The organism is Changpingibacter yushuensis (genome assembly GCF_014041995.1).
Lineage (GTDB): Bacteria > Actinomycetota > Actinomycetes > Actinomycetales > Actinomycetaceae > Changpingibacter > Changpingibacter yushuensis.
This window is the reverse complement of record NZ_CP059492.1, coordinates 360,717-385,724: the sequence shown is the minus strand read 5'-3', so window position 1 is coordinate 385,724 and position 25,008 is coordinate 360,717. Positions and strand designations below refer to the sequence as shown.

Here is a 25,008-nt window from a genome sequence, read left to right as displayed (position 1 = left end):
CTACCGCCGTTTCGCCTGATATGTGGCGGGCTTCGAGCCTCACTTAGTGCGTCGTGAGATTTGAACCACGCCTAGTGCGTCGTGAGATTCACGCCTCGCCTAGTGCGTGGTGAGCTTCAGCCCGATCACGCAACCAACGATCCCCACGATGAAGGCAATACGCAGAAGGGAAATGGGTTCGGCTCCCGTGGCCATCGCCCACCCAACAGTTGTGACGGCTCCCACCGCAACCCAAATCGCATACCCGGTGCCTACCGGAATCTCACGCATGGCAAAGGCAAGTCCGCCCATAGATACCGTGACACTGACAGCAAAGACCAATGTTGGAACGAGCTTAGTGAAGCCCTCAGACTTGGACAGGGCTGTGGCCCAGACGGCCTCAAACAAGCCCGAACCAACTAAAACTAACCAGTGCAACATATGCCTCTCCCTCGAGGCCGTCCCCACTGAGTTCGGTGCTGGGCCGTCCCACCACCGGGCGCCAAGCTTGGCGCGTCCCCATCCTCTCCCACCTAGCCAGAGTTGGCAAGTGCTGCCAGCAAGAATGTGCCGCAACACAACCTTTGGGTAAGAGCAGCTGATGCGCTTGGCAAAGTACATGAAAGTACTTCCCGATAGAATCGAGCCGTGAGCGTTCCAAAGATCTTGTTGTATTACCTATTTGCTCCCGTGCCTGATCCGGAGGCCGTGCGGCTGTGGCAATACGAGCTATGTGAGTCGCTCGGGCTACGCGGGCGCATTATCATCTCCAAGGATGGCATTAACGCAACCGTTGGTGGCGAACTGGACGCCTGCAAGCAGTACGTCAAGCGCACACGTGAATACGGACCGTTCAACGGTCTAGATAAGACCATGAAGTGGTCCAACGGCACGGGATTCGAACCCGAAGTCCCCGAGTATCTCCACCACATCGACCGCCGCGCACCATGGAAGAGAATCGTCGATTTTCCCCGCTTGTCGGTAAAGGTGCGCGATGAACTCGTTGCTTTTGGTGCGCCCGAAGAGCTCAAGGTTGGGCCAGATGGGGTGTTGGGCGGCGGTGTTCACCTCAGCCCCCAAGAGGTTAACAATCTGGTGGCCGAGAGGGGCAGCGAGGTGGTCTTCTTCGATGGCCGCAATGCCTTTGAAGCAGCAGTAGGCCGTTTCCGCGGCGCAATCGTTCCGAAGATCTCCACAAGCCACGGTTTCATTGATGCCCTAGACTCCGGCGAATATGACGACATTAAGCACAAACCTGTTGTCACATACTGTACGGGTGGCGTGCGCTGTGAGATTCTCTCAGCGGCGATGAAGAATCGCGGATTCACGGAGGTCTATCAGATTGATGGTGGGATCGTCCGCTACGGCGAAGCTTTCGGAAACGACGGCCTCTGGGATGGTTCATTAGTGGTGTTCGATGGGCGCGAAAGCGTTGATTTCGCGCCCGGAGCAAAACTGGTCGGCACGTGCGGTGTGTGCGAAGCCCCCTCAAACAAGCTGGTCAACTGTGCAGACACCTCGTGCCGCGCCCGGTTCGTCGTATGCGAAGAACATGCACTCACTGGCGAACGCTGCACGGAGCATGGCGGTCGAATTTCGGCTCTACCGGGCGAGCTAATCAACGAGTAGCTGAGCCCTGCTTACACCTAGCCCTTCCGAGTGGAACCGTGCCGTCCCACCAGTTTCACCAGCGCACGCTCAAGCGTGAATGGCTTGCCGTCCTTGACTGTGGCTTGGCCAGCGCCCTTGCAGGTCAAGCACCCAAAGATACGCCCACTGTTGTTCACTTCCCATTCCTCCCACCCTGGGTTCCCTTCCCGGATGAAGCGCACCCAGCTGGCGTGGAAAGCATCCGCAAGTGACTGAGGAGCCTCTGGTGTGCCGAACGTCTGGGCGACATATGGATCGTCGAGGCAATCGAACGCAAACGGAACATCAACGCAATGTAGAGCCAGCCCATGCGTGGGGCGCGGCCACTCGAACTGGTACACCCAGCTGCCTGCCTTGTGCCCCGATACGGTCACTCCGGCATCCACATCGCTCGCTTCCACAGGCCGCGCGTTGTCACGAACAGCAAGTAGCTCTACTAACGGCAGGTGGAACAGACTGTCCGAGAGAATCTGACCGATTGTGAGGGCACAATCATCCTTCACCTCTGGCCGCGCGAAAAGGTACGCGCGGGCAGCCGGCCCGGGTATCCCGGCACGTTTGAGCGTGGCAACCGGGCGGAAAGACCTCCACGAGTCGCTCATGGCTGCTGCCAAAGGCGTCATCTCATTTCGGGTGGATCCGATGAGTATTGGAATGTCACATCCGCTGCCAGCTGCAACTGCTTCGATGATGGCGAGCGGCAGTACATCACCGTCTACGGTAGGCATGAAGTGAAGGAGACCCTTGAAAGCATTCGTCAGGTCTTGCCCATTCTCAGGTCCCCGCACACCTTCATCAGCGGACCCATTTTCACGGCGCACTACGCCGTCCGATCCCGTCTCACCACTTGACCTGGCCGTATCGGGATGGGGTGTGGCCCGAAGGCTCGCGACCAATGGCGAAAGGAAGTCTGCCGGGTCTTTGGGATACTCCATCGGAGCCCCAAGCTCTTGGCTGGCATCCAGAATCTCAAGTTCTGAATATTGGCGCCAAAAATCGAGACCAAGCGCAAGATCCTCCCGATCGCCGTTCTCAGCTCCATCTACGGTGGGTTCACTTCCCTCAGTTCCATCTACGGTGGGGTTACTTCCGCCGCCCGACTCTTGCGCGCCATAACCTCTCAGAATCGCCGCCAATGCTGATGCGATGCCGCGAGCGTCTGCGAAACTTTGGCTTGCCACAGCACCTGACTGGCAAATCGCCTGTGAGAACAATCCGCGAGCACGCGGGCTCGCGATGAGTGAGAGGACGGAACCGCCGCCAGCGCTCTGACCACCAACCGTCACGCGTTCCGGATCCCCGCCAAAGGCCGCGATGTTGCGCTGCACCCACGCCAGTGCGGCAATCTGGTCAAGAAGGCCACGGTTGAGCGGAGCGTCAGAATCCACTATGTAACCGAAGCCGTCAAATCCGAGCCGATATGAAACGGTAACGGTGACGATGTCATCGCGATTGAACGCTGCGCCGTCGTACCACGGGCTTGCGGGAGACCCTGCGATGTATCCGCCCCCGTGGATCCATACGAACACCGGCAGCTTCGCCTCTGGCTGGTTGGGTGCTGGAGTGAACACGTTGACGCTCAACGAGTCCTCGCCAGCAATCGAGGGTTCCGGTATGTCAGTGACCGGGCCGAAGGGACGGCGCTGCGCAGTGGGACCATACGTGGTGGCATCGCGCACGTCTTCCCATCGGGTGCGCGGCACGGGCGCCATGAAGCGGCGCTCCCCTATGGGAGCTTCAGCAAAAGGGATTCCGAGGAATGCCACCGAACCCATGCGGAATCCACGGACTGGGCCACATGGGGCATCAACGATGGGAATTTCCTTCGTGAGGTGTTCCATTTTCGCTCCCATCTTGCGCAACACGAAGTCTATGGATTCAGATTACAACGCGACCATTGCCGGTGCGCGTGTGGATACAAGCCTAAAGACGTTGGTACGAATCCATTCGAGGCTTTGGGCTATTGCGCCAACGACGACGACGTCGCCGCCAAGTTCCGACAACACGATTGGTGGCGGGGGAAAATTCGGGTGCCAGTATTGGGGTGTCAGGCGGTTGACTCGTTCGACGAAGGGGGCGAGTTCGGGTCCGGTGCCGGACAAAATGATGCGTTCTACATCCAACATTCCCGCTAAGGTGACGCAGCTGCGGGCTAGCCGTTGGGCGGTGTCATCAATGATTTCGCAGGCGAAGGCATCTCCCTGTGCGCAGGCTCCCAGAACCACTTGTGCAGTAATGGCTTCCCGTGCCATTCCGGTAAGGACGCTTCCCGTTGCTTCCACCAAGGCAGCTCCACGTGTGGCCTGCATGCGCATTGTGTTGTCAAGGCCGAGCGCGGAGTTAATCCCCCGTGTTCTGGCGTGACCAGGCTCTGCTGCCGCATCGCCTTTGTGCCGCAGCGGGTCGATATAGTCAAGCATCCACAGCTCGCCTGCGGCACCGTGATAACCCCTCACGGGCCTTCCATCGGAAACAATGCCAGCGCCCAGCCCGTCTTTATTGAGGAAGGCTATGAATGAGGAAAGGCCTCTGCCTGAACCGACGAGTCCTTCCGCAATGGCAGCAAGTGTGGCATCGTTCTCGACGTCAGCAGAGTAGCCGAGCTGTTCAAAATACGTACCCATGCCAGGGTTCATGAGGTGCCAGAATCCGCCGGGGCGTTCCGGGGATTCGCCTGAGCTGTTGACGGGAGCCGGCACACCGATGGTGAGCCGCAAAGCGTGGTGCGGCGGAACGCTCGCATCGCGCAGGGCCGCTTCCACTACGCTCTGGGCGCCTGCAAGCCGTTCTTCGACTGTGCTTGATTCGACTACTTCGCGGCTTTCGGCTCGCCCGGTCACTCTGCCACGCAGATCTGAGACTCGCGCAACCATCCACGTATCTCCGGCGTCGAGCCCTACTCCGACTCCGGCCAGGGCGTTGAGCGTGTAGCGGCGGGCAGGCCTGCCTTTGGAGTACTCCTGGGTAGATCTGGCGTCTGCCAGTTCAATGAGCCAGCCGTTTCCCACGAGTTCTTCGCACAAGGAGATCACAGTGGTGCGCGTGAGCTTGGTGGCGCTGATGGCGTCAGAAGCGGTGAACACATCAGTATTCCACGCAAGTGCGAGGATTGATGCAGCGTTCAACTGCTTGCTGGACATGCCTTTGAGAACCGCCGGGTCAAGGTCACCTCGGCTGGATAACTGTTCAAGTTGCGTCTCCGGCACAATGCCAACCATACCGGGAGACATTTACACCGGGACCTATATAGGATAAAGATGACGTCGAAATGCAACTTGCGCAAAAGCCTACAAGCACAAGCCGCCGCCGTCCGGATTTCGCCCGCCGCCTCAACCGGCCCAGCGAACAGCCCGCGCATCACCCACAGAAGGCAGAGAGGCCATCTCATGACTCAGACCGCTACCCGCGAGTCCGCCCACGATTCCGCCACTTGGTGGCGCAATGCCGTGACATACCAGATTTATCCGCGTTCCTTTGCCGATTCAAACGGTGACGGCATTGGTGATCTCGTTGGAATCACATCACGCGTTCCCTATCTCACGGAACTCGGGATCGATGCTGTGTGGCTGAGTCCGTTTTATCCCTCTGCCTTGGCCGATGGTGGCTACGATGTGGATGATTACCGCAACGTAGATCCACGCATCGGAACCCTCGCTGACTTCGATGTCATGACGCAGGCGTTGCACGATGCAGGTATCAAGCTTGTGGTGGACATCGTGCCCAATCACTCCTCTGACCAGCACCGGTGGTTCAAGGAGGCCGTTGCAGCGGGAAAGGGCTCCCTAGAACGCGAGCGCTATATTTTCCGCGATGGACGCGGTAAAGATGGAGAGCTTCCACCCAGCACGTGGCCAGCTATGTTTGGTGGCATCGTATGGGAGCGCATCACGGAGCCTGACGGAACGCCTGGCCAGTGGTACTTCCATACGTTTGCCAAGGAGCAGCCAGATTGGAACTGGAAACACCCCGATGTGCACGCAGAGTTCCTCGAAACGTTACGATTCTGGGCTGATCGAGGAGTAGATGGTTTCCGAATCGACGTGGCACACGGCCTCGCCAAGAATCTCGATCCAGCCTATGACGTCATCAAGGACCCCGGCGAGCCGGGTGAGTTCTTCGAAGACGGAAAGCACCCCACCACCGATCGCGACGAGGTGCATGAGATCTACAAGGAATGGCGAGCACTCTTCAACCAGTACGAACCGCCCCGATTTGCCGTAGCAGAAGCCTGGGTTCCAGATCATCGCCGGGCACCCTACGCCTCAACCGATGAACTGGGGCAAGCGTTCAACTTCGATCTCTTGTTGGCTCGCTTCGACGCTTCCGAGTTCAAGAAGGTAGTGACAAGCAACCTAGAGGACGCCGAACGGTTTGGTTCTTCATCCACGTGGGTGTTGTCCAACCATGACGTGGTTCGCCACGCCACCCGGTACGGGATTCCAGAATCGGAGAATCCGACCCGATCCCACACCACAGGGAACGATTGGCTGATGGCGGGTGGCGATCTAGCGACCATTGACGCCGCCGGAGGATTGCGCCGTGCCCAAGCCGCCACATTGTTCATCATGGGTCTACCCGGATCCGTGTACCTCTACCAAGGCGAGGAACTCGGCCTGCAGGAGGTGGGCGACCTTCCTGCTACCACCCGTCAAGACCCCGCCTACTTCCGTTCGGAAGGGCGCGAGGTAGGCCGTGATGGTTGCCGCGTGCCACTGCCATGGAGCGCCACGGGTAACACGTTTGGCTTTTCTGCCGACGACGCCGCCTCACACCTTCCGCAGCCCAGCTGGTATGCGCAACGATCCGTTGAGGCAGAGCGGGAGGATCAAGAGTCCACCCTCTCTCTGTATCGCCGAGCGCTCGCGTTGCGCCACCAACTGGTGAGTGATGAACAGCTCGAATGGATCGATTCGGAGGCGGGCGTGCTTCATTTCGCACGGCCGGGCGGCTGGCACGTGGTGACCAATTTCAACGCAGCGCCTGTAAAGTTACCTAGCGGAGATGTGCTTGTGGCCTCGAACCAGTGTGGCGACTCCTTGGAGCGCGGCGTCCTGCCTGGCCACACCACAGTTTGGCTGGAAGCGTGAACTGAGCCCATCGGCTGACATCCGTTCTGGCCAATGTCCCCGCCGGGCATTCCGGCGCCAAGCCGCGATAAGATTCCGCCAGAGGGCACTGATTATCCGTTAGGCCCGCCCACCGCGCATCGGAGTGACATGACGCACCCACCTGTATTCCGACCATTCCGCATGCCCTTCATGCCAGCCACCTTCGCATTGGTCGCCGCGTGGTTCGCATTGACGCCCTCATTGCTTCCACGTGCCGGTGCCGTCCAAGCTCTGGTATCGGCCGTGGCCGCTATCTTGGGATACGGATTAGGCGCGTTCTTGGGTTGGCTACTTCACGATCCCCGCATCGGCGAACGCACACGCCGTATTGCGTGGAAGGTGTTCGCTGTTGTTGGCGTCATTGGCTCAATCATCTTGCTCTTTGTCTCCCGCAGATGGCAGCAGGACCAACGCGCAGAGGTTGGGATGCCTTCTGCATCCATATGGGACATCCCCATCACAGTGGTGCTGGGGCTTGTGCTCTTCGCTCTGCTCCTCATGCTGTGCCGTGCAGTGCGCAAGTTCGGCCGCTTCCTTTCCCGTCAGATTTCCCGCCTCTTGCCGCCGCGCGTCTCCATTGCGGTTGGAAGCATCGCCACCGTATGGATCGTGGTGGTACTGGTCAACGCCGTCGTCGTCGGCCAAATCGGTGGAACCCTGGACAAACTGTTCCTAGCAATCAATGACGAATTCTCCACGGACGTCGCCGCTCCAGAGGAAAGCGAGCTATCGGCCGGGCCTGGATCGCTCGTCACGTGGGAGAGCTTAGGACGTCAGGGCAGAGTGTTCATTGCGAACGCACCAACAGACGATGCGATCTCAGAGTTCACCGGAGAAGATGCCGTTCAGCCGATCCGCGTGTACGTGGGCAGCGAGGGATCATCGGATCTGCAGGCTCAAGCAAACACCGCAGTTGAAGAGCTGGTTCGCACCGGTGCCTTCAATCGTGCCGTCATCAACGTGGCCACTGGAACTGGGCGCGGCTGGGTCAACGAGAACTCGGCCCGCGCACTCGAGTACATGTGGGGTGGAAACACCGCCACCGTCAGTATTCAGTACTCATACCTACCCAGTTGGGTATCATTCTTGGTCGACGGCGCGCGTGCCCAAGACGCCGGGCGCTCCCTCTTCGAAGCGGTATATGCATACTGGCTGACCTTGCCTGAGGATTCGCGGCCCAAGCTGGTGGTGAGTGGAGAAAGCCTCGGCTCATTCGGCGGCGAAGCGGCATTCTCCGGCGCTCAAGACATCGCCTCACGTACCTCCGGCGTTCTATGGGTAGGTCCCACTGCCAACAACACCTTGTGGAACACCTTCACAACTCACCGCGATTCTGGATCGCTCGCCTCTTTGCCCGTATTCGAAGGCGGGCAAACGGTTCGATTCTCCGAGTCCGGAGACACATGGGACGGGGACGGCACGTGGGAAGAGCCGCGGGTGGGCTACCTACAGCATGCGAACGACCCCATCACGTGGCTGGACTTCGCCACCGTGTATCAGCGCCCAGACTTCTTGAGCGAAACCCGTGGCACGGGGGTTCCGGACCACATGTTCTGGATGCCAGTCATCACAATGCTGCAGATCGGTGGCGATCTGGTTGCTCCTGGAGTACCCGACGGCCAAGGCCACGAGTTTGGGCAAAGCCCGGCGCGCGCGTGGGCGCAGATCCTACCCTCGGAGGGATGGACGGATTCAGATACCAACCGCCTCGTGGCTCAGCTGGCAATACTTCAGGATTCAGACCTGTAATCGCCCTGAACCCGAGGCGCTCGCTGGGTGCGGCAACGCATATGCTCGAATGCAGAAGCAATCACAAACACGGCCACGGCGCCCAAATTCGTCCAGATCGCCACTGTTCGCGGTTCTGAAATCAACTGGTAGATGATGCCGGGATCGATCCCGGCAGCGAAGTCCATATCCGTAAGCGACCGAACTCCCCATGACATACCCGCCAAGACGAGGCCCGAGAAGACCGCAACACTGAGGCCAAGACCCGCCACACCTCGGAGTCGATTGCGAGCTAACAACACCGCGCTCGCTATGAGCCCCAGTGTGGCCCATGGAAGCCACCGCGCTACGTCGTTGAGAATGGCAATTGCCTTCTCCGCCTGTGCCAGGGCATCAGATTGGATGATCGTGACTGTGCCAGTGGTATCCGGGATGAGCGAAGCGCCAAGCACATTGGCAGCCACAAGTTGTTCGCGCAGCTCACTCACGATGGGCTGCACATCTAACGTGACTGTCCCGGCCGAAATCCCCAAAGCGCTGCCGTCAGAATGCACCAAGCGTGAAACCACTTGCTCGTGGGCAACCCGATTTGCTGATTCCCATAACGCAGGGAACTGTGGGCTGCTCACCAACGATTGGGTGGTAGAGCGGATCTGGTCCTCAGCAGTCTGAGCTAGGCGCGCGGCGAGGGCTTGGATAGCGGCAGTCGTGATGTTGGAGGCACCGCTTGCTTGTGCTGCTTGATTAGCAAGCCCCTCAATATCTACGGAATCCACCACAAGTCTTCCAACAGCATCAGCTACAGCATCTTGCACGGACGGGTCGGATGCTAGGGGTGCAACGGTACGTGCGTAGGCATCGGCGTCGGCAATCATGTGGTGAGCCCACAGGGCCAATGAAGATGTCGCAACGCCGCAGCCAGCCAACACTATAGCTAGTCCGGCCACGGCGCTACGCCACCATGCGCCCGCAGGCCGCGATCCATCTGGTTCAGTCATGGCTCTGACTGTAGTGGATCGGGCATCAGCGGTCGCAGCCACATATGTCAGGCGTGGCGAACACGTACCTCAGGCGTGGCGGACAGCTTCCTCGGCCGCGAGGCGCGGCATACGAGGGAAGTCGAGCTCCACGTCGCGGTGCCCGAGTGCAATAACAGCGAGAAGCTCCTCCCGGCCAGACGGCAGGAAATGTTCAGTCACGGCCGCTGCGTCATATCCGGTCATGGGAGCAACATCCAAGCCAGTGGCCCGGGCGGCAAGGATGAAGTAGCCCATCTGCAGTGCTCCATTGGTCCGCGCCGAGGAACGCCGCATCTGCTCAGCGTCTTTGAACATCTCCACGGGGTTGTCCATGAAGGGTGCGGTGCGGGTGAGTGTCTCATGCCAGTCAATGTTGGCAGAGACGACGACGAGGATTGGTGCCGATGCCGTCTTCTCACGGTTACCCGGGTTCATGCGTTCAATGAGCGCATCGCGTTCGGCCGCACTTTCCACCACAGTCAAGCGGAGCGGAACTCCGTTCATGGCGGTGGGGCCAAACTTGATCGTGTCGTAGATCGAGTCCACAACGGATGAGTCGATGTGCTCCTCTTGGAACCGCACTGCCGTGCGTGCATCAAAAAAGATCTGATCAGCGGTTACGCTGCTATTTTCACGTGTAGTCACGTGACCATTTTATTAAGGCTTCAACTAAATCCGGCAATACTGTTGTGCATGCCACCTAGGGCCGCCGCAGTGTTTGGCGACGACGTCGTCGTCACCCACACCTGCCATCGAATACTTGGATACCACGAACCCAATGCGGTCACACTGGTGGGCGCTGCGGCTGCACGTGTCCCACTTTCTTCGATACCACGTAGTCAATGCGTTCAATAGAATGGACCAAGGTTCCGTTTCCACCTCGCCATTCGGAAGGGCGCTCCATGATTGCTGGCATTGAAACCGGCGGCACTAAGTGCTTCTGCGCTGTAGCGCAAAGCAACGATCCCACGCAGATAATCGATAGCGTGCGCATTCCCACGCGTGATCCGGACTCTACTTTGGGAGACATTTACGAGTTCCTCGCGCGCAATCATCAGCACGAATCGATCGAGGCGATCGGTGTGGCATCGTTCGGTCCGCTGGACACGTCTGCAGACTCTGCAACGTTTGGCACCATCACGTGCACACCCAAACCGGGTTGGACTGACACTGATTTGACTACCATGATTGGCGGACTCACGACCTTCCGCAGGTCGGCGAACACCACCGGACCCATCCCGATGAACTTTGTGACGGATGTGAGTGGATCACTGCTCGGAGAAACCGCCTTCGGTGCCACCCAGGGCATGGCCAATGCTGCCTATGTAACGGTGGGCACCGGGATCGGCGTGGGGCTTATGGTGGAAGGCCGGCTCGTCACAGGGCACGGAACCCCAGAGCTTGGCCATATCGTTGTGCGCCGGCATCCCGAGGACCATTTCAAGGGCAATTGCCCCTACCACGGTGACTGCCTCGAAGGGCTCGCATCGGGCCCAGCCATTGCTGAACGCAGAATGGGTCTAGTCACTGAGGTGGAGGAGTTGGTGGTGGGTTACTACATTGCCCAGCTCTTGGTGACCATCACGCTAGCCACGGCCCCGGAACGGATCGTCATTGGTGGCGGCGTCATGAAGACGCCGCGTTTGCTTGACGCAGTTCGAAAGGACTACCGCACTCTCATAGCGGGGTACCTAGGCGAGGATCATCCATCCTTCCGTGCTCCCGAAGAGTTCGTTGTCATACCTGAGTTGGGCGACGACGCCGGCGTGATTGGCGCGTTGGTGCTTGCCCAAGACATGCTGCCGCTGCGCGGAGTTGCGGCACTCAGCTAGGGAAACGCGAGGGTGGCCGCGTTCCCCCCACTGGGAACGCGGCCACCCTCGCGGCATCGCACAGGATGTCAGCCTTTTACTGATCCGCCCGTCAGCCCTGCCACGATGTAACGCTGCAAGAACAGGAACACCAGCAGAATCGGTACGGCGGCGATCAGGGCTCCCGGAGCAAACCACTCCCACGATCGCTCATTGCCACCAACCCACTGATTCATGCCGATGGCAAGCGTCCAGTTGGCCCGTCCCGAAAGCACCGTGTTGGCCAGCACGAAATCATTGAAAGCACCGATGAATGCCAGCAGGCCCACAACCGCCAGGATCGGTGTGACAAGTGGAAGGATGATGGTCCAGTAGATCTGCGAATGTGATGCTCCATCAAGCTTCGCTGCCTCATCCAACTCCAATGGAATGGAGTTGAATGTGCCGTACATGAGGAAGGTGTTTGCACCCAACGCGCCGCCCCAGTACACACAGATCAGCGCCATCTTTGAGTTCAATCCCAGCGCTGGCACCACATCTCCCAGCGTCATGAGCAGCAAGAACACTGCAACGAATGCGAGCAGCTGCGGGAACATCTGCACCACCATGAGCACCAGCAGGCCCTGCTTTCTGCCAGAGAACCGGTAGCGTGAAAAGGCGTACGCCGCAGCTGCTCCCATCAGTACAGTGCCCAGAGCGCTGAAGATGCCAATCTCTAGAGTGTTAGCGAACCAGCGCCAGAACATAGTGTCGTTGAAGAGGCTTGTGAAGTTCTCCAAGCTGAACTGTGAGAACAAATCGTTGCTGAGTGTGAGGCCCGTGCGTGGGTCAAAAGCCGCGGAGATGATGAAAAGGATTGGGAACACGGAGTAGATCACGGCGATGACGCCAATGACGTGCCGGAAGCCGATCTCCTTGAACCAGCGGCCAAACGCCATCCTGTGACGTGGCGTATCCGGCGTGGTCACTTTGGGTGCATTCGGGTTGCCCAGAAGAACTCCGTTAGAAACTGACGTATCGCTCATCATTGGGCTCCTTCCATGGACCGGGAGCGTTTGAAGCTGTATGCGGACACAGCTCCCACGATGATGAAGATGATGATGGACATTGCGGATGCCAATCCGAAGTTCCTACTCGCTTCTCCGGAGAGGCCCGAAATCTGGTACACCATCGAGATCAGAATGTCGGTGGAACCAACTGGTACCGAGGAATCCTCGAAGCGTGGCCCACCGTTGGTCAACATGTATATGAGGTTGAAGTTGTTGAAGTTAAACGCGAAGGAAGAGATAAGAAGGGGAGTCACTTGAATCATGAGCTGCGGCATCGTGATGTAGCGCCAAACTTTGAAGCCGTTGGCCCCATCGATTCTCGCGGCTTCGTTCATATCAGAGGGGATGGATTGGAGAGCTCCGGTACAAATGAGGAACATGTAGGGGAAACCCATCCACAGGTTCACAAACAACACTGAGAGCTTCGCCAACCACGGATCTTGTAGCCACGGTATGGCTGCTCCCCCGAACAAGACTTCGTTGAAGAAGCCGTATTTGGTGTTCAGGAGTCCCGCGAAGAGGAATGCCGTCATGAAGGCTGGGAACGCATACGGCATGAGCATGATAGTTCGATAGAACTTGCGGCCACGCATTCTCTCATCATTCATCGTCATGGCCAGCACCATTCCCAGAAGGAAGGTGGTGGCTACGGAAAGAAATGCGAACGCGAACGTCCATACCAACACCTTGACGAATGGACCCGCATAGCGCCCGTCTCCGAAGGCATCCTTGAAGTTGTCCAGCCCAACGAACACGCGCCAGCCCGGATTGAGGGTCTCGCCGTCGGCAGATTCGAACTGACCCGTACTTCCATTTGCGGTGTAGACGGTTCCGGTCTCCTCGTTCGTCAGTGCGTCTGAGGAATCGTCATAGGTTAGAACACTTCGGAAAACGAAACCTGTGGTTCCCGTCTGAGTTCCGATTGCCCCATCAGCTTCATAATCATCCGAGATAGGCACACGCAGGGCCAAAACATCCGTCTGATTCTCTGTAACTTCGCCCATTGAGAGGATCTCCCAGCCGGGTACCTCCGCAATTCTTGTACCGTCGATTGTGGCCCCATCAACAGCCTCAAGTGGTTGGTCGGCTGTGCCCACAAACACCTCATCATTTTCGATGATGGCAAAGCCCAGATCCGATCCGTTGCGTACCACCGCAAGAGGATACTGGGCAGTGCCCTCAACACGGCGGGTGTTCTGCATGAGGATCGCGTCAATGGCCTGGCTCTTGTTTACCATGTGGCCCGCACCGTAGTTGGTGAGTGCTACGTATCCTGTGTAGAGAATGACGAAGATCTGGAATACCAGCAAGAACACGAGGCCGGGAGTCAGGTACTTCAATGCAAGAGTCTTCTTGGAGAAGTACACATAGTCCACAGCTACGAGGATGAGGGCCATACCGCCAAACACCACCCACGACCCTGCAGTGTATGCGTTGACCAGCACATACAGGCCTAGTGCATTGACTGCAGCCATGAGTATGAGCTTGGTGAGGAATCCAGGTCCCCAATTGGTGGCCTGTGAAAAGACCTTGCGTGGCTCTTTTTGCTTCACTCGTTCATCGGTGCGCGGTGACACGTCTGTCATGAATACTCCTCAGCGTTAACTCCTATGGCGTGCGGCCAAGCCACACGCCACAGGAGTCAGTATTCCGAATGTCTGGTGACTACTTATCCAACTCTGCCTGGATGTTGGAAACCATCTCGGTCCATGCTGCCGGAGCATCCGTGGCAGTTCCATTGATGATGTTTGCTTCAGTCACACCCCAGAATGACCACACGGAGTCCATCTCAGGAATCGAGGGCATCGGCACGGCGTTCTCTGCTGCGGCGGCAAAGCCAGCGACGATCGGATCGTCTGAAACTGCATCAGCTGCAGCGTTCAGGGCCGGCACGCGGTCGCCTGCCTCATAGAGAGCAACCTGAGAATCTTCAGTTCCCAGGTAGTTCACGAGGAAATCGGTTGCCGTGAGCTGGTTCTGCGAGTTTGCGTTGACGTAGAAGCCCTGCACGCCCACGAATGGAGATGCGGTCTCACCACCGGCGCTTGGGATTGGATCAACTGCCACGTCAATGCCTGCATCTGTAAATGCGGAGATCATCCACGGTCCACCAACGATGTAGGGAGATTCGCCCTTGGAGAAGGCGTCCACTGCCACGTCATAGGTGATATTTGTATCAAGCACACCGGCTGTTGCCTGATCCTGAAGCCACTGAGCGAAGTTGTTGCCGTTTTCGCCACCCAGACCCAGTTCGGAGCTGTAGGAGCCGTCGTCGTTCTGAACAAAGACGGGTGCGCCGAAGGATGTTTGGAATGCGTACATCGTGTACGCATCGCCTTCGTCGCCCACCTGAATAAGGAATGGGTACTTGGTGCCTGCGGCCTTGCCCTTGGCGAGCATCTCATCAAAGGTTGCTGGCGTGGAGTCCGCGAGTGCGGTGTTGCGAATGACAGCCACGTTCTCAATGGCGTATGGCAGGCCGTACACCTGACCATCGTATGTGAAAGCATCCGTGGATACGGTGTTGAAGTCAGCAAGGGCATCGCCGAACTCGATTGGCGCAACCAACCCGTCCTTGACGAAGCCTCCTAGCCAGTCGTGCGCACCCACGGTGATGTCTGGGCCTTCGCCCGTGGGAACCTGTGCGGAAAAGTCCGCACGGATGTTGGCGAAGTCCTTAACCACCACGTCAACTGTTGTGCCTGTGGCGTCTTCGTATGCCTTGGCCGCGTCGGTGACGGCCACTTCTCGGTTATCGTCAACCCAGATCGTCAGCGATCCGCTGGCGCCTGTCTCGCTAGCTGTTGTTTCTTCCGCAGCGCCGCTGGTGGAATCATCGCTGGATCCACCGCCACAGGCAGCCAAAGTCATGGCCAGGCCAGCAGCAGTCAAAATCGAAATGCCCCGTCGCATTCTGTATCTCCTGAACTTGAAAAAGTTGGTCAAGCGCATGTGTGGAACTTGCGCTCACATCTGAATGTAGCGCGCCTTGAGCAGACTTGCGAGCGTTTTCTGCAAATTACTACAAACTGACCTTTGCAACACTGCAATATCGGTATGATTCGGTGTATTTCCAACTCATTCAAGCATGATGCAATCATGCAACTTCTTGCAACAACACCTTTCTCACTTTGATCACATACCCGTCCGAGCAGCAGTTCCAGTGAGATACAGCACAGCCCAGCTACATTGGTCGTGACGCAGCACACATCGCAACGTTATACGAACCTCTTTGCCGACGACGTCGTCGCCCCAAACGTTCGGTTCCCCGCGAGTACTTGCGGCGCAGGGAATCGAAACTCATCGAGCATCACGGCTTATCTACTACGCACCCATAAGGTAGTGCCCACATATGTGCGTTTCTCCTTATGGTTCTTACGCTTTAGGCTTGCCCTAGATCCACTTGCCACAGTGGAGGAATTCCATCACGCGATGGAGAAACTCCACTCAACCTGTGAAGGTGAACCGTGTACTCAATTCTTCTTGCGCTCGTTTACATCGCATTCATCAGCCTCGGTTTGCCCGATTCCTTAGTGGGTTCGGCGTGGCCGGTAATGCACAACGATCTGAACGTTCCTGTCTCCTATGCAGGCCTCGTCACGATGACCATCGCAATTGGAACGATTGTTTCGAGCCTTCTTTCCGATCGCCTCACCAAGAAGCTGGGCACCGGAGTGGTCACGGCTGTCAGTGTGGGAATGACCGCCACGGCGCTAGTTGGATTCTCATTCACGCACTCGTTTGTGGTGTTGCTGCTCTGGGCGATCCCCTATGGGTTGGGGGCAGGAGCAGTGGATGCCGCTCTCAACAATTACGTGGCCTTGCACTACCCGGCACGCCACATGAGCTGGCTTCACTGCTTCTGGGGCGTGGGAGCCTCGATCAGTCCTTTGATCATGAGCGCGGCGCTCGCCAACAACAACAACTGGAACGGTGGTTACTGGACAGTTGGCCTAATCCAGGTGGCTCTCACATTCGTGCTCATCATGAGCCTGCCGCTGTGGAGCAAGCAGCGTAAGGCGATGATTGAATCCGAGGAAGTGGTTCTCACTGAACCCATTCCCCTAAGCACGGCCATAAGAATCCCGGGCGTGCCCTTCATCCTCGTTGCGTTCTTCGCCTACTGCGCATTTGAATCCACTGCGATGCTCTGGGGATCCAGCTACCTCGTTCAGTTCCGAGATGTTGACACCACCACAGCTGCGCGGTTTGCCGCGTTATTCGTCATGGGAATCACGCTGGGACGCTTCCTCAGCGGATTTGTGGCTGAGAAGCTGGGCGATGAACGCATGATCCGGATCGGGCTTGTCACATCATTGATAGGAACCGTGTTGGTGGCCCTTCCATTGGGAACTGACGTTGTGGCTCTCACGGGACTTGTGGTAGCTGGACTTGGATGCGCACCGATCTACCCGGCAATCATCCACGCCACACCCGTTAACTTCGGCCGTGAGAACTCACAAGCCATCATTGGTATTCAGATGGCGAGCGCATACGTGGGCACCACTCTCATGCCGCCACTATTCGGATTCCTCGCCGAAAAGATCAGCATGGGACTCTTCCCCTTCTTCCTCATGATCTTCGGCCTGCTCACCTTGACGTTCTCGGAGCGTCTAAAGAAGGTTGTGGGCCGCGGCGACTTCACGCACACAATGCGCGAGTAGCGCGTGAGGATGCCTCCTGCTACAGCATTCGCAGGAAGATTCTTGAGGATCACACACCCGGGCTACACGTGCTTGTGGCGTCGGCAATGTTCGGCAAATGCACGTCGGCCCACCATGAGGCTGGGGTGGCATTGTCCGTTTTCAACCACTCCGGGTATTCTTTCCGGGTGCAGGGCTACTACTCCGTCCATAATTCCTCCAGCCGTTGGGAGGCAGTGTGAGCAACCCAAACGTTGAAATGACGGCATCTCCCATGCCTGATCCCGCCAATGTTCCCTCTTCGCGCTGGCGAGAGTGGCTCACTCCCGGACTGCTGCTCCCCGTCGGATCCGGTGTGGCGTTGGTTACGGGATTCCTCACCGAACTTGCAGGTCTGAGCACCGTGGCCACCCTCGCGTTCTGGGCCGGAATCCTGCTGGGCGGCTACACGTTTGTGCCCGGCGCCTTGCGCGCGCTCATCCAGCGCCGCAAAGTGGGCATCTCGCTTCTCATGACGATCTCGGCGATCGGCGCAATTATCCTCGGTTACCTCGAGGAAGCCGCAGCACTCGCTTTCCTCTACTCCACCGCTGAAATGCTTGAGGACCGCGCGATGGATCATGCCCGCGATGGCCTGCGTTCCCTGCTCTCGCTCATCCCCACAACGGCGCTTCTCAAGCGCAACGGCACCGGCGTAACCACCAACGTTTCTGACATCGTCGCCGGTGACGTATTCATCGTTCGTCCTGGAGAACGTGTGTGTACAGACGGAATCGTGCTCGTGGGCAAGAGCAGTCTGGATACGTCGGCAACAACAGGTGAGTCGATGCCGCAATACGTGACGGCCGGGGAACGGGTGAGCGCGGGAAGCATTAATCTGTCTGGCGCACTTGAGGTCGAAGCCGAAGCACCTGGAACTGACAACTCGTTGACCCGGATTGTGGAGCTTGTGGAGCAAGCCCAAGCGCAGAAGGGAGAAAGGGCGCGGCTGGCCGACCGCATGGCCTCTCCCCTCATTCCGGGCGTGATTATCTTGGCGCTGGCGGTGGCGATCATCGGTTCTTTGGCTGGCGACCCAAGCACCTGGATTACCCGTGGACTTGTGGTACTTGTGGCAGCCTCACCGTGCGCGCTAGCTATATCCGTACCAGTCACGATTGTTAGTGCCGTGGGCGCTGCAAGCCGCTTTGGAATTGTAGTTAAGAGCGGTGCGACGCTCGAAGAGCTTGGCACGATTGCCCACATTGGATTTGACAAGACAGGCACGTTGACGCGGAATAATCCAGTGGTGACCGACGTCGTCGCCGCGAATGGATATAACAAGCACCATGTTTTGGCGTGGGCGGCCGCTGTTGAGCGTGCCAGCACGCATCCCATCGCAACGGCCATTGCTGCTGCGGCGCCCATCGCACCATGGGCCACCGCCGTGACCGAGCTGCCCGGCAACGGTGTAACGGGAACGGTTGATGGGCACGAGGTGACAATTGGCAGCCCACGGTGGATTCATGTGGCGGAGCTGGGCCAGGCGATCGCTGAGCTGGAGTTGGACGGGAAGACGTGCGTTGTAGTGCGCCGCGATGGGCAGGCTGCCGGTGTCATTGCCATCCGCGATGAGTTGCGCTCGGAGGCAGCCGGAGCTATTGCGGCGTTAGCACACGACGGCATCACCGTATCCATGCTGACTGGCGATAACTCCCGCACTGCACACTCCCTCGCCGTTGAGGCTGGAATCGAGGCCGTGCGCGCGGAACTCACACCGGAGTACAAAGCGCGGATCGTTTCGGAGATGGCGGAGCTGGCACCCACGGCCATGGTGGGCGACGGTATCAATGACGCCCCTGCACTGGCCGCAGCAACAGTAGGAATCGCCATGGGCGCTTCCGGTTCTGATGCCGCCATTGAGAGCGCAGACATCGCATTCACAGGTAATGATCTTCGGCTTATCCCCCTCGGGTTGCGGCATGCTCGGCGCACGCGCCGCATCATCGACCAAAACCTCGCATTATCGGTGGCCATCATCGCGGCATTATTGCCTCTAGCCATCAGCGGAGTCTTCAACCTTGCCGCCGTGGTGCTGGTTCACGAAGGCGCGGAGGTTCTGGTGATCCTCAACGGGTTGCGGGCGGCGCGGGCAAAGGGAATGCTGACGGGCGCAAAGGGCAATCCGCGGGCACTGGCGGCAGGCAACGGGCGCTGACACTCGAACCTGTGTGCTGAGGTTGGGCAACGGGCGCTGACACTCCAACCTGTGCACTGGCGGCGGCTGTCAGGAACAAAACCACAGGTCAGAGCGTTTTCTTGCCGATCAAAGTGCATGCGAGTGGATCACTAAGGCAGCTCTCATCGATCCACAATTGGGGTAGAAGTATCCATCGGGCACAAAGTGGCCGAATTTGAGGAAAGTATCAATTCTCCCGCGCGAAACCTGTCGGTGGTATTTTCTATGGTGAAAACACATTCAGACAGCAGATATCTAGCGGTTGAACCCAGTCCAACGGTTACTCCGCGGAATCACAATGTGCCACAGCCATACCAGTCAAGGAACACTCATGCCCAAGAACACCACATCCGGCGACCCGCATTTACATCCTCCAGCAACCGCCACCCAGCACGGCATTGCTTCTACGGACTCTGAGGAGACCACAAGTGCTATCTCCGTAGGTTCCGAAGGTTCTGGCGCCGAACCTACGTGCGTCGTCACGTGGGTTGAAGTACCGGATTTGGACCCCAGCGAAGAAGTACTCATCTGCGTTAAAGGTGAGGAGATATCTGGTGATGGCCGCCTCGTCGCTAGCTTTCAACTGCAGACAACGCTTGACCAATGGGACCCTCGCGAGTTCCTTATACGTGAGGTTTCCGAACGTGGATTTTCTATCACCAGTCTGCATGTTGACCTCAATTTCGCTGAGGCAACTTACCGGTGAGTTCTGCTTGGCAGTGGCTCGGTGAAGGTTCCGAAGGGCAGTATTCACAGGTCCACGGAGCCATGAAGAAACCAATAGGATATTTGAATAGAATATGTGAAAGCGGTACGAATTCTAGGATCTCCATTGGCGTGGCCACTGCGCCATGACCACCAGATCGTGAATCCTTGGGTTGATGAGTGCCTACGCAGCCGTTTAGCAACATGTGGAATATCTTTCAGAGACTCTAAGTTGCTCTGCACATGACTAAGAAGATCGGATTCCTTTCCTTCGGGCACTGGATGGACCACCCAGATTCAGCGGCGCGCTCCGGTGCAGACTCTCTTCTCCAGTCCATCGACCTAGCGGTGGCTGCGGAAGAACTCGGTGTGGATGGTGCATATTTCCGCGTACACCACTTCGCACAACAACTCGGTTCGCCCGTCCCACTGTTAGCAGCGGTGGGATCGCGCACGTCCCGGATTGAAATTGGCACCGGCGTGGTGGATATGCGTTATGCGAACCCGCTCGGTTTTGCAGAAGATGTGGCCGCGACTGACCTCATCTCTGGCGGGCGAGTTCAACTGGGCATCGGGCGTGGCTCACCCGAACAGGTCATCGATGGCTGGCGATACTTCGGATTCGCTCCTGACGAGGGAAAGTCGGAAGCGGACATGGCGCGGGCTACCAGCGAAACCTTCCTCAAGGTGATCGAGGGTGTTCGCTTTGCCCAACCCAATCCGAACCCCATGTTCCCAAATCCACCAGGACTATTGCGCGTAGAGCCATACTCCCCCGGACTTCGGCAGCGAATCTGGTGGGGGGCCGGATCAGATGCCACGGCACGTTGGGCAGCCGATCTGGGCATGAACCTCATGTCCTCCACGCTCAAAGATGACGAGTCCGGCGAGCCGTTTCACGTGCAACAACGCAAGCAGATTCAGGCTTACCGCGACCAATGGGCGCAGCAGGATCATGGCTTTGAGCCCCGCATATCAGTCTCCCGCTCAATCTTTGCCATCACGAACGATCTAGACCGGAAGTACTTCTTAGGAAGCGCCGAGCGCCAAGATCAAATCGGAAGCATCGGACTAGGGAATCGATCTGTATTCGGGCGTTCCTATGCGGACGAACCTGACGCCCTCATTGACCAGTTACGTGAGGACGAGGCAATCCAGGTCGCGGATACGCTTCTTCTGACCATCCCCTCGCAGCTGGGCGTGGACTACAACATCCACGTGCTTGAAGCGATTCTCACAGAGGTAGCGCCCGGGCTTGGGTGGAGGTAACGCCTAGAAGAAAGCCCGCCACATAGCTAACGAAACGCCGCACTAATCAACGCGGACCACGAGCTTGCCCCGGGCATGACCGGACTCCATTAGCCCGTGCGCGTTCTTGATGTGGTCCAGAGTGAATACGGTGTCGACGGGAACGGGGGCGTGACCGGTGGCGACGTCGTCGAGAAAACTCTGGAGGACATCCGCGGGAAGATCTGTAGCTTCGCCGGCGTAGGCAGTCAGGCGGACGCCACTCGGGATGTAGCCGATCGGATAGAAGTCTTTGACAATCCAGCGGTTGGAGAGCATGCCAGTGAAGCAGACCACGCCGTGAACCCGGGTGGCGCGGAGGGTGTCGGGCAGGGTTGGGGCACCGACGAGTTCGAGAGCCGCGTCGACTCCGCCGGGCGCGAAGATGCGCGCTTGGGGCGCAACGGCGCCGTCGTCGATGAGTACATGGTCGACGCCGATGCGGGTGAGGGCGCTGGTCTTGCCGGGGTCGCGTGTTGTGGACAGCACGGTCATGCCGAGCCGTTTGGCCAGGATCGCGGCGGCCATGCCAACTGAGGAGGTGCCGCCGCGGACAAGGAGGCTCTGCCCCGGCCGTGCATCCAGACCGATGGTAAGGGAGCCGTGGGCGGTCTGGAGCATCTCAGGGATCGCGCCGAGGGTCGCCCAGTCCAGGTTGGATCGGAACGGGATGACCTGGTTGAGGGGGACGCAGGTGTATTCGGCGTAGCCTCCGTCGAACGTGCGACCCATTCCGCCCATCATCGTCATCGCTTGCTGGCCGGTAGTAAACGTACCGGAAGGGTCGGCGTCGACGATGCCGGTAGCTTCGATGCCGAGAACACGCGGGTAGGTGACTGCGTCCCCGGCGTAGCCGAGGCGGGTGTGCAGTTCGGAACGGTTCAGGCCGAACGCCTTGATCTTGATGCGGACCCACCCGGGTGCGGGTTCAGGAATCGGGAGGTTCCGTAGATGTAGGTTGCTGACGGGGCCGGGTTCGTCAAGGACGACGGCGCGCATGGTGGCGGTCACGTGTGTTCCTCACTTCCGGCCGGTGGTGGAGCGAGTTGTTCGCGAAGCCAGGCGATCTCGGTGGTGCGGGTGGCGCGGGCGGAGATGAGGATGCCACGCCGATAAGGGTCCGTGATGTCTGCGATCCGCTGCATCTCTTCTCCTGCGTAGAAGAAGCTCGCTGGCTGGTCGAGGAAGTCGAGGCGGCGCTGGAGCACAGCGCGCCGCTGTTTCTCGTCCGGAAGCAGCGACAGGAAGGCAAGCACAATGAAGAATCGGCTTCCGTCGGTGATGTCGTGCCCGTCGGCGTCGCGTATGAGTTTGCGGAGTCGTTGCCGTCCGGCAGGTGTGAGGCTGAGGGTCCGGCGCGTGGTTGTACCGGCCCCGGGCTCCAGTTTCTGAGTCACGGCCCCGGAGGCAATAAGCCGTTTGATTGCCGGGTAGATGGTGCCGTCGCTGATGGTGCGCGCGTGGCCGTGCAACTGCTCCATCTTGCGGCGTAGTTGGTAGCCGTGCAGCGGGCCTTCGGCGAGAAAGCCCAAGATCATCAACTCGATCATGTGTCCAACACTATCACCACGATTCGCTATACCACGATTCGAGGTATAGCGTGGCATGTAGTATTTTCGGTGCAGGGAACGGAAGGAGCCGACGTGATCGAGTTTGAGGCCGTGTCAAAGACGTACCCCGGTGGGTCGGTGGCCGTCGAGGAGTTCTCCCTGACCGTGCCGTCACATCGCACAGTTGCGTTGGTGGGGTCGTCGGGGTCGGGCAAGACGACGCTGCTGCGGATGGTGAACCGCATGGTTGAGCCCACCCGTGGCCGGGTTCTGATTGACGGCCAGAATGTTCAGGCCGGGAACGCGGTCTCGCTGCGACGCTCAATCGGATATGTGCTGCAGGCTGGCGGCTTACTGCCGCACCGCACCGTGCTGGACAACGTCGCCACCGTGCTGCGGTTGAACGGCCTAAGTCGGACACCGGCTCGGCAGAAGGCCGCTGAGTTGATGGGGCGTGTCGGATTGGACGCCGGGCTCGCCCGCCGGTATCCGGGTGAGCTTTCCGGAGGTCAGCAGCAGCGAGTGGGAGTCGCGCGTGCCCTCGCACCCGATCCGAACATCCTGCTGATGGATGAGCCATTTGGAGCGGTAGACCCGATCGTGCGCCGTGAGCTGCAGGACGAACTATTGCGGCTACAGAAGGAGCTGGGCAAGACGATCGTGTTCGTCACCCACGACGTCGACGAGGCGTTCCGGCTCGGCGACGAAGTGGTTGTACTCCGCGACCACGGTGTCGTGGCACAGCGCGGCACTCCAGCAGAGATCCTCGCCGCTCCGGCAGACGACTTCGTGGCCGACTTCGTGGGTGCCAATCATGCCGAGCGCACACTCCACACGCAGACCGTGGGCGGCCGAACCATCGCGGTGGACGGCGACGGCCGCCCAGTCGGAGTGATGACGTCGTGAGTTGGCTGATCCTGAACTGGACTCAGGTGGTCGTGCTCGCGCGCGACCACCTCGTGCTGAGCCTTCCCGCGATCGTGTTGAGCGCACTCATCGCGGTCCCGCTTGGGCGTCTTGCCTACCGCAGCCCGACCGTCGGCGGACCACTGCTAGGGGCAGCAAGCTTGCTCTACGCAATTCCGGCGCTGCCGCTGCTCATCGTCATCCCGGTGATCGTTGGCACCCCGCTTCGCTCGCCCGCAACGATGACCATTGCCTTGACCATGTACGGCGTCGCCCTCTTGGTGCGCACCGCCGCGGACGCCTTCACGTCGGTTGATGCGCGCATCCGGGATGCTGCGGTGGCAATCGGGCACTCACCACGGGCCGTGTTCTGGCAAGTCGATCTGCCACTTGCAGTGCCCGTGCTGTTGTCCGGGCTACGTGTGGTGGCGGTTTCCACGATCGGGCTCGTTACCATTGGGGCGCTCATTGGCGTGTCCAGTCTGGGTACCCTGCTGACTGACGGCTTCCAGCGTGGTATCGCCGCCGAGGTTGCCACCGGCGTGATCGTCACGGTACTGCTCGCGCTGCTCATTGACGCGCTTCTGCTCGCCATCGGACGCGCCATCACCCCGTGGAGGCGCACCACCTGGAATGATCATGTCCCCGATGGACGGACACAACGATGAACATGTTTATCGAGACGTTATCGTGGTTGTCCGACCCCGCGCACTGGACCGGCACAGGCGCCATCCCCACCCGAATAGGCCAGCACTTGGCCATTACCGCAGTGGCCGTCGTCGCCTCGTCGCTCATCGCGCTTCCCGTCGGGGTGCTCATCGGGCACACCCGCCGCGGGGCTGGCGCGATCGGTGCGATAGTGGGTGCCGCTCGAGCCATTCCCACCTTGGGACTGCTCACTCTATTCGGCCTAGCACTCGGTATTGGAGTGCAGGCGCCGCTCCTCGCCCTGATCGTCTTGGCGATACCGTCACTGTTAGCCGGCGCTTACGCCGGCATCCAGTCCATAGATCCGGCCACGCCCGCAGCAGCCCGCGCGATCGGCATGAGCCACGCTCAGGTGATCGCCGCCGTGGAGATACCTCTTGCGCTACCAGTCATTGTCGGCGGGCTACGTGCAGCCACGCTCCAGGTCGTGGCGACAGCGACTTTGGCCGCCTACACATCCGACACCGGGCTGGGCCGCTACCTGTTCGCGGGACTGAAATCACGCGACTACCCCCAGATGCTCGCCGGAGCACTCTTGGTTATCGCACTCGCGCTCCTGTTAGAACTCGTTCTCGCCTCGGTGCAACGCCTGACCAACCACATCGCCGAACCCGCGCGTTTGTCCACTCCACGCCACTGATCACCAC

The 25,008-nt window shown here is 59.0% G+C and carries 21 protein-coding genes; 11 read left to right on the top strand and 10 right to left on the bottom strand.

The annotated features are described in order from the left end of the window. Positions 1–99 precede the first annotated feature (99 nt). On the bottom strand, positions 100–420 hold the full coding sequence (locus H2O17_RS01600; protein WP_246311285.1) for a DMT family transporter: 321 nt from the start codon (positions 418–420) through the stop codon (positions 100–102). A 207-nt stretch (positions 421–627) separates the two neighbouring features. Here H2O17_RS01600 and H2O17_RS01595 point away from each other — a divergent pair, with 207 nt between their 5' ends. Then, positions 628–1,608, top strand: a complete 981-nt coding sequence (locus tag H2O17_RS01595; RefSeq protein WP_182050038.1) for a tRNA uridine(34) hydroxylase — start codon at positions 628–630, stop codon at positions 1,606–1,608. 17 nt (positions 1,609–1,625) lie between these two features. On the opposite strand, the gene H2O17_RS01590 is transcribed toward H2O17_RS01595, so the two are convergent. Continuing rightward, a complete protein-coding gene (locus H2O17_RS01590; RefSeq protein WP_246311284.1) occupies positions 1,626–3,470 on the bottom strand; it encodes a carboxylesterase/lipase family protein in 1,845 nt (614 codons plus the stop codon). Positions 3,471–3,512: 42 nt separating this feature from the next. After that, positions 3,513–4,859: an ROK family protein gene (locus tag H2O17_RS01585; RefSeq protein WP_182050036.1), complete on the bottom strand. Its 1,347-nt coding sequence runs from the start codon at positions 4,857–4,859 to the stop codon at positions 3,513–3,515. 156 nt (positions 4,860–5,015) lie between these two features. On the opposite strand from H2O17_RS01585, the gene H2O17_RS01580 reads away from it, so the two are divergent. Then, positions 5,016–6,716, top strand: a complete 1,701-nt coding sequence (locus H2O17_RS01580) for a glycoside hydrolase family 13 protein (RefSeq protein ID WP_182050035.1) — start codon at positions 5,016–5,018, stop codon at positions 6,714–6,716. 171 nt (positions 6,717–6,887) lie between these two features. Beyond that, positions 6,888–8,486, top strand: a complete 1,599-nt coding sequence (locus tag H2O17_RS01575) for an alpha/beta hydrolase (RefSeq protein WP_182050034.1) — start codon at positions 6,888–6,890, stop codon at positions 8,484–8,486. On the opposite strand, the gene H2O17_RS01570 is transcribed toward H2O17_RS01575, so the two are convergent. Beyond that, a complete protein-coding gene (locus tag H2O17_RS01570) occupies positions 8,468–9,463 on the bottom strand; it encodes a hypothetical protein (protein WP_182050033.1) in 996 nt (331 codons plus the stop codon). The genes H2O17_RS01575 and H2O17_RS01570 overlap by 19 nt on opposite strands. A gap of 69 nt (positions 9,464–9,532) precedes the next feature. Then, positions 9,533–10,129, bottom strand: a complete 597-nt coding sequence (locus tag H2O17_RS01565; protein WP_182050032.1) for a malonic semialdehyde reductase — start codon at positions 10,127–10,129, stop codon at positions 9,533–9,535. Between the two features lie 257 nt (positions 10,130–10,386). On the opposite strand from H2O17_RS01565, the gene H2O17_RS01560 reads away from it, so the two are divergent. Continuing rightward, positions 10,387–11,316: an ROK family protein gene (locus H2O17_RS01560; RefSeq protein WP_182050031.1), complete on the top strand. Its 930-nt coding sequence runs from the start codon at positions 10,387–10,389 to the stop codon at positions 11,314–11,316. Between the two features lie 68 nt (positions 11,317–11,384). On the opposite strand, the gene H2O17_RS01555 is transcribed toward H2O17_RS01560, so the two are convergent. From H2O17_RS01555 to H2O17_RS01545, 3 genes are all read right to left on the bottom strand, one after another. Next, positions 11,385–12,233 carry a sugar ABC transporter permease gene (locus H2O17_RS01555; RefSeq protein ID WP_246311345.1) on the bottom strand — a complete coding sequence of 283 codons (849 nt, stop codon included), beginning with the start codon at positions 12,231–12,233 and terminating at the stop codon, positions 11,385–11,387. An 86-nt stretch (positions 12,234–12,319) separates the two neighbouring features. Further along, a complete protein-coding gene (locus H2O17_RS01550; RefSeq protein WP_182050029.1) occupies positions 12,320–13,930 on the bottom strand; it encodes an ABC transporter permease subunit in 1,611 nt (536 codons plus the stop codon). 79 nt (positions 13,931–14,009) lie between these two features. After that, a complete protein-coding gene (locus tag H2O17_RS01545) occupies positions 14,010–15,257 on the bottom strand; it encodes a sugar ABC transporter substrate-binding protein (RefSeq protein WP_182050028.1) in 1,248 nt (415 codons plus the stop codon). 554 nt (positions 15,258–15,811) lie between these two features. Between H2O17_RS01545 and H2O17_RS01540 the strand changes: the two genes are divergently transcribed. The 4 genes from H2O17_RS01540 (at position 15,812) to H2O17_RS01525 (ending at position 21,179) form a co-directional block, all read left to right on the top strand. Further along, the gene (locus tag H2O17_RS01540; protein WP_182050027.1) at positions 15,812–17,008 is read left to right on the top strand and encodes an MFS transporter; all 1,197 of its coding nucleotides are present in this window, start codon (positions 15,812–15,814) and stop codon (positions 17,006–17,008) included. A gap of 238 nt (positions 17,009–17,246) precedes the next feature. Further along, on the top strand, positions 17,247–19,184 hold the full coding sequence (locus tag H2O17_RS01535) for a heavy metal translocating P-type ATPase (RefSeq protein WP_182050890.1): 1,938 nt from the start codon (positions 17,247–17,249) through the stop codon (positions 19,182–19,184). A 352-nt stretch (positions 19,185–19,536) separates the two neighbouring features. Beyond that, the gene (locus H2O17_RS01530; protein WP_182050026.1) at positions 19,537–19,911 is read left to right on the top strand and encodes a hypothetical protein; all 375 of its coding nucleotides are present in this window, start codon (positions 19,537–19,539) and stop codon (positions 19,909–19,911) included. A gap of 242 nt (positions 19,912–20,153) precedes the next feature. Next, on the top strand, positions 20,154–21,179 hold the full coding sequence (locus H2O17_RS01525; protein ID WP_182050025.1) for an LLM class flavin-dependent oxidoreductase: 1,026 nt from the start codon (positions 20,154–20,156) through the stop codon (positions 21,177–21,179). A 42-nt stretch (positions 21,180–21,221) separates the two neighbouring features. Here the strand turns inward: H2O17_RS01525 and H2O17_RS01520 are convergent, their stop codons facing one another. Together H2O17_RS01520 and H2O17_RS01515 are read right to left on the bottom strand one after the other, a co-directional pair. Continuing rightward, entirely contained in the window at positions 21,222–22,208 is a 987-nt protein-coding gene (locus tag H2O17_RS01520; RefSeq protein ID WP_182050024.1) for a zinc-binding alcohol dehydrogenase family protein, read from the bottom strand. Next, the gene (locus tag H2O17_RS01515; protein ID WP_182050023.1) at positions 22,205–22,747 is read right to left on the bottom strand and encodes a PadR family transcriptional regulator; all 543 of its coding nucleotides are present in this window, start codon (positions 22,745–22,747) and stop codon (positions 22,205–22,207) included. Before H2O17_RS01515 ends, H2O17_RS01520 begins: the two co-directional genes overlap by 4 nt. Positions 22,748–22,840: 93 nt before the next feature. Here H2O17_RS01515 and H2O17_RS01510 point away from each other — a divergent pair, with 93 nt between their 5' ends. Genes H2O17_RS01510 through H2O17_RS01500 form a run of 3 tightly spaced genes read left to right on the top strand, consistent with a single transcriptional unit; the run spans position 22,841 to position 25,001 of the window. After that, the gene (locus H2O17_RS01510; protein ID WP_182050022.1) at positions 22,841–23,653 is read left to right on the top strand and encodes an ABC transporter ATP-binding protein; all 813 of its coding nucleotides are present in this window, start codon (positions 22,841–22,843) and stop codon (positions 23,651–23,653) included. Beyond that, positions 23,650–24,321, top strand: a complete 672-nt coding sequence (locus H2O17_RS01505) for an ABC transporter permease (RefSeq protein ID WP_182050021.1) — start codon at positions 23,650–23,652, stop codon at positions 24,319–24,321. The genes H2O17_RS01510 and H2O17_RS01505 overlap by 4 nt, the downstream gene beginning before the upstream one ends. Then, on the top strand, positions 24,318–25,001 hold the full coding sequence (locus tag H2O17_RS01500; protein ID WP_182050020.1) for an ABC transporter permease: 684 nt from the start codon (positions 24,318–24,320) through the stop codon (positions 24,999–25,001). The genes H2O17_RS01505 and H2O17_RS01500 overlap by 4 nt, the downstream gene beginning before the upstream one ends. Positions 25,002–25,008 lie beyond the last annotated feature (7 nt).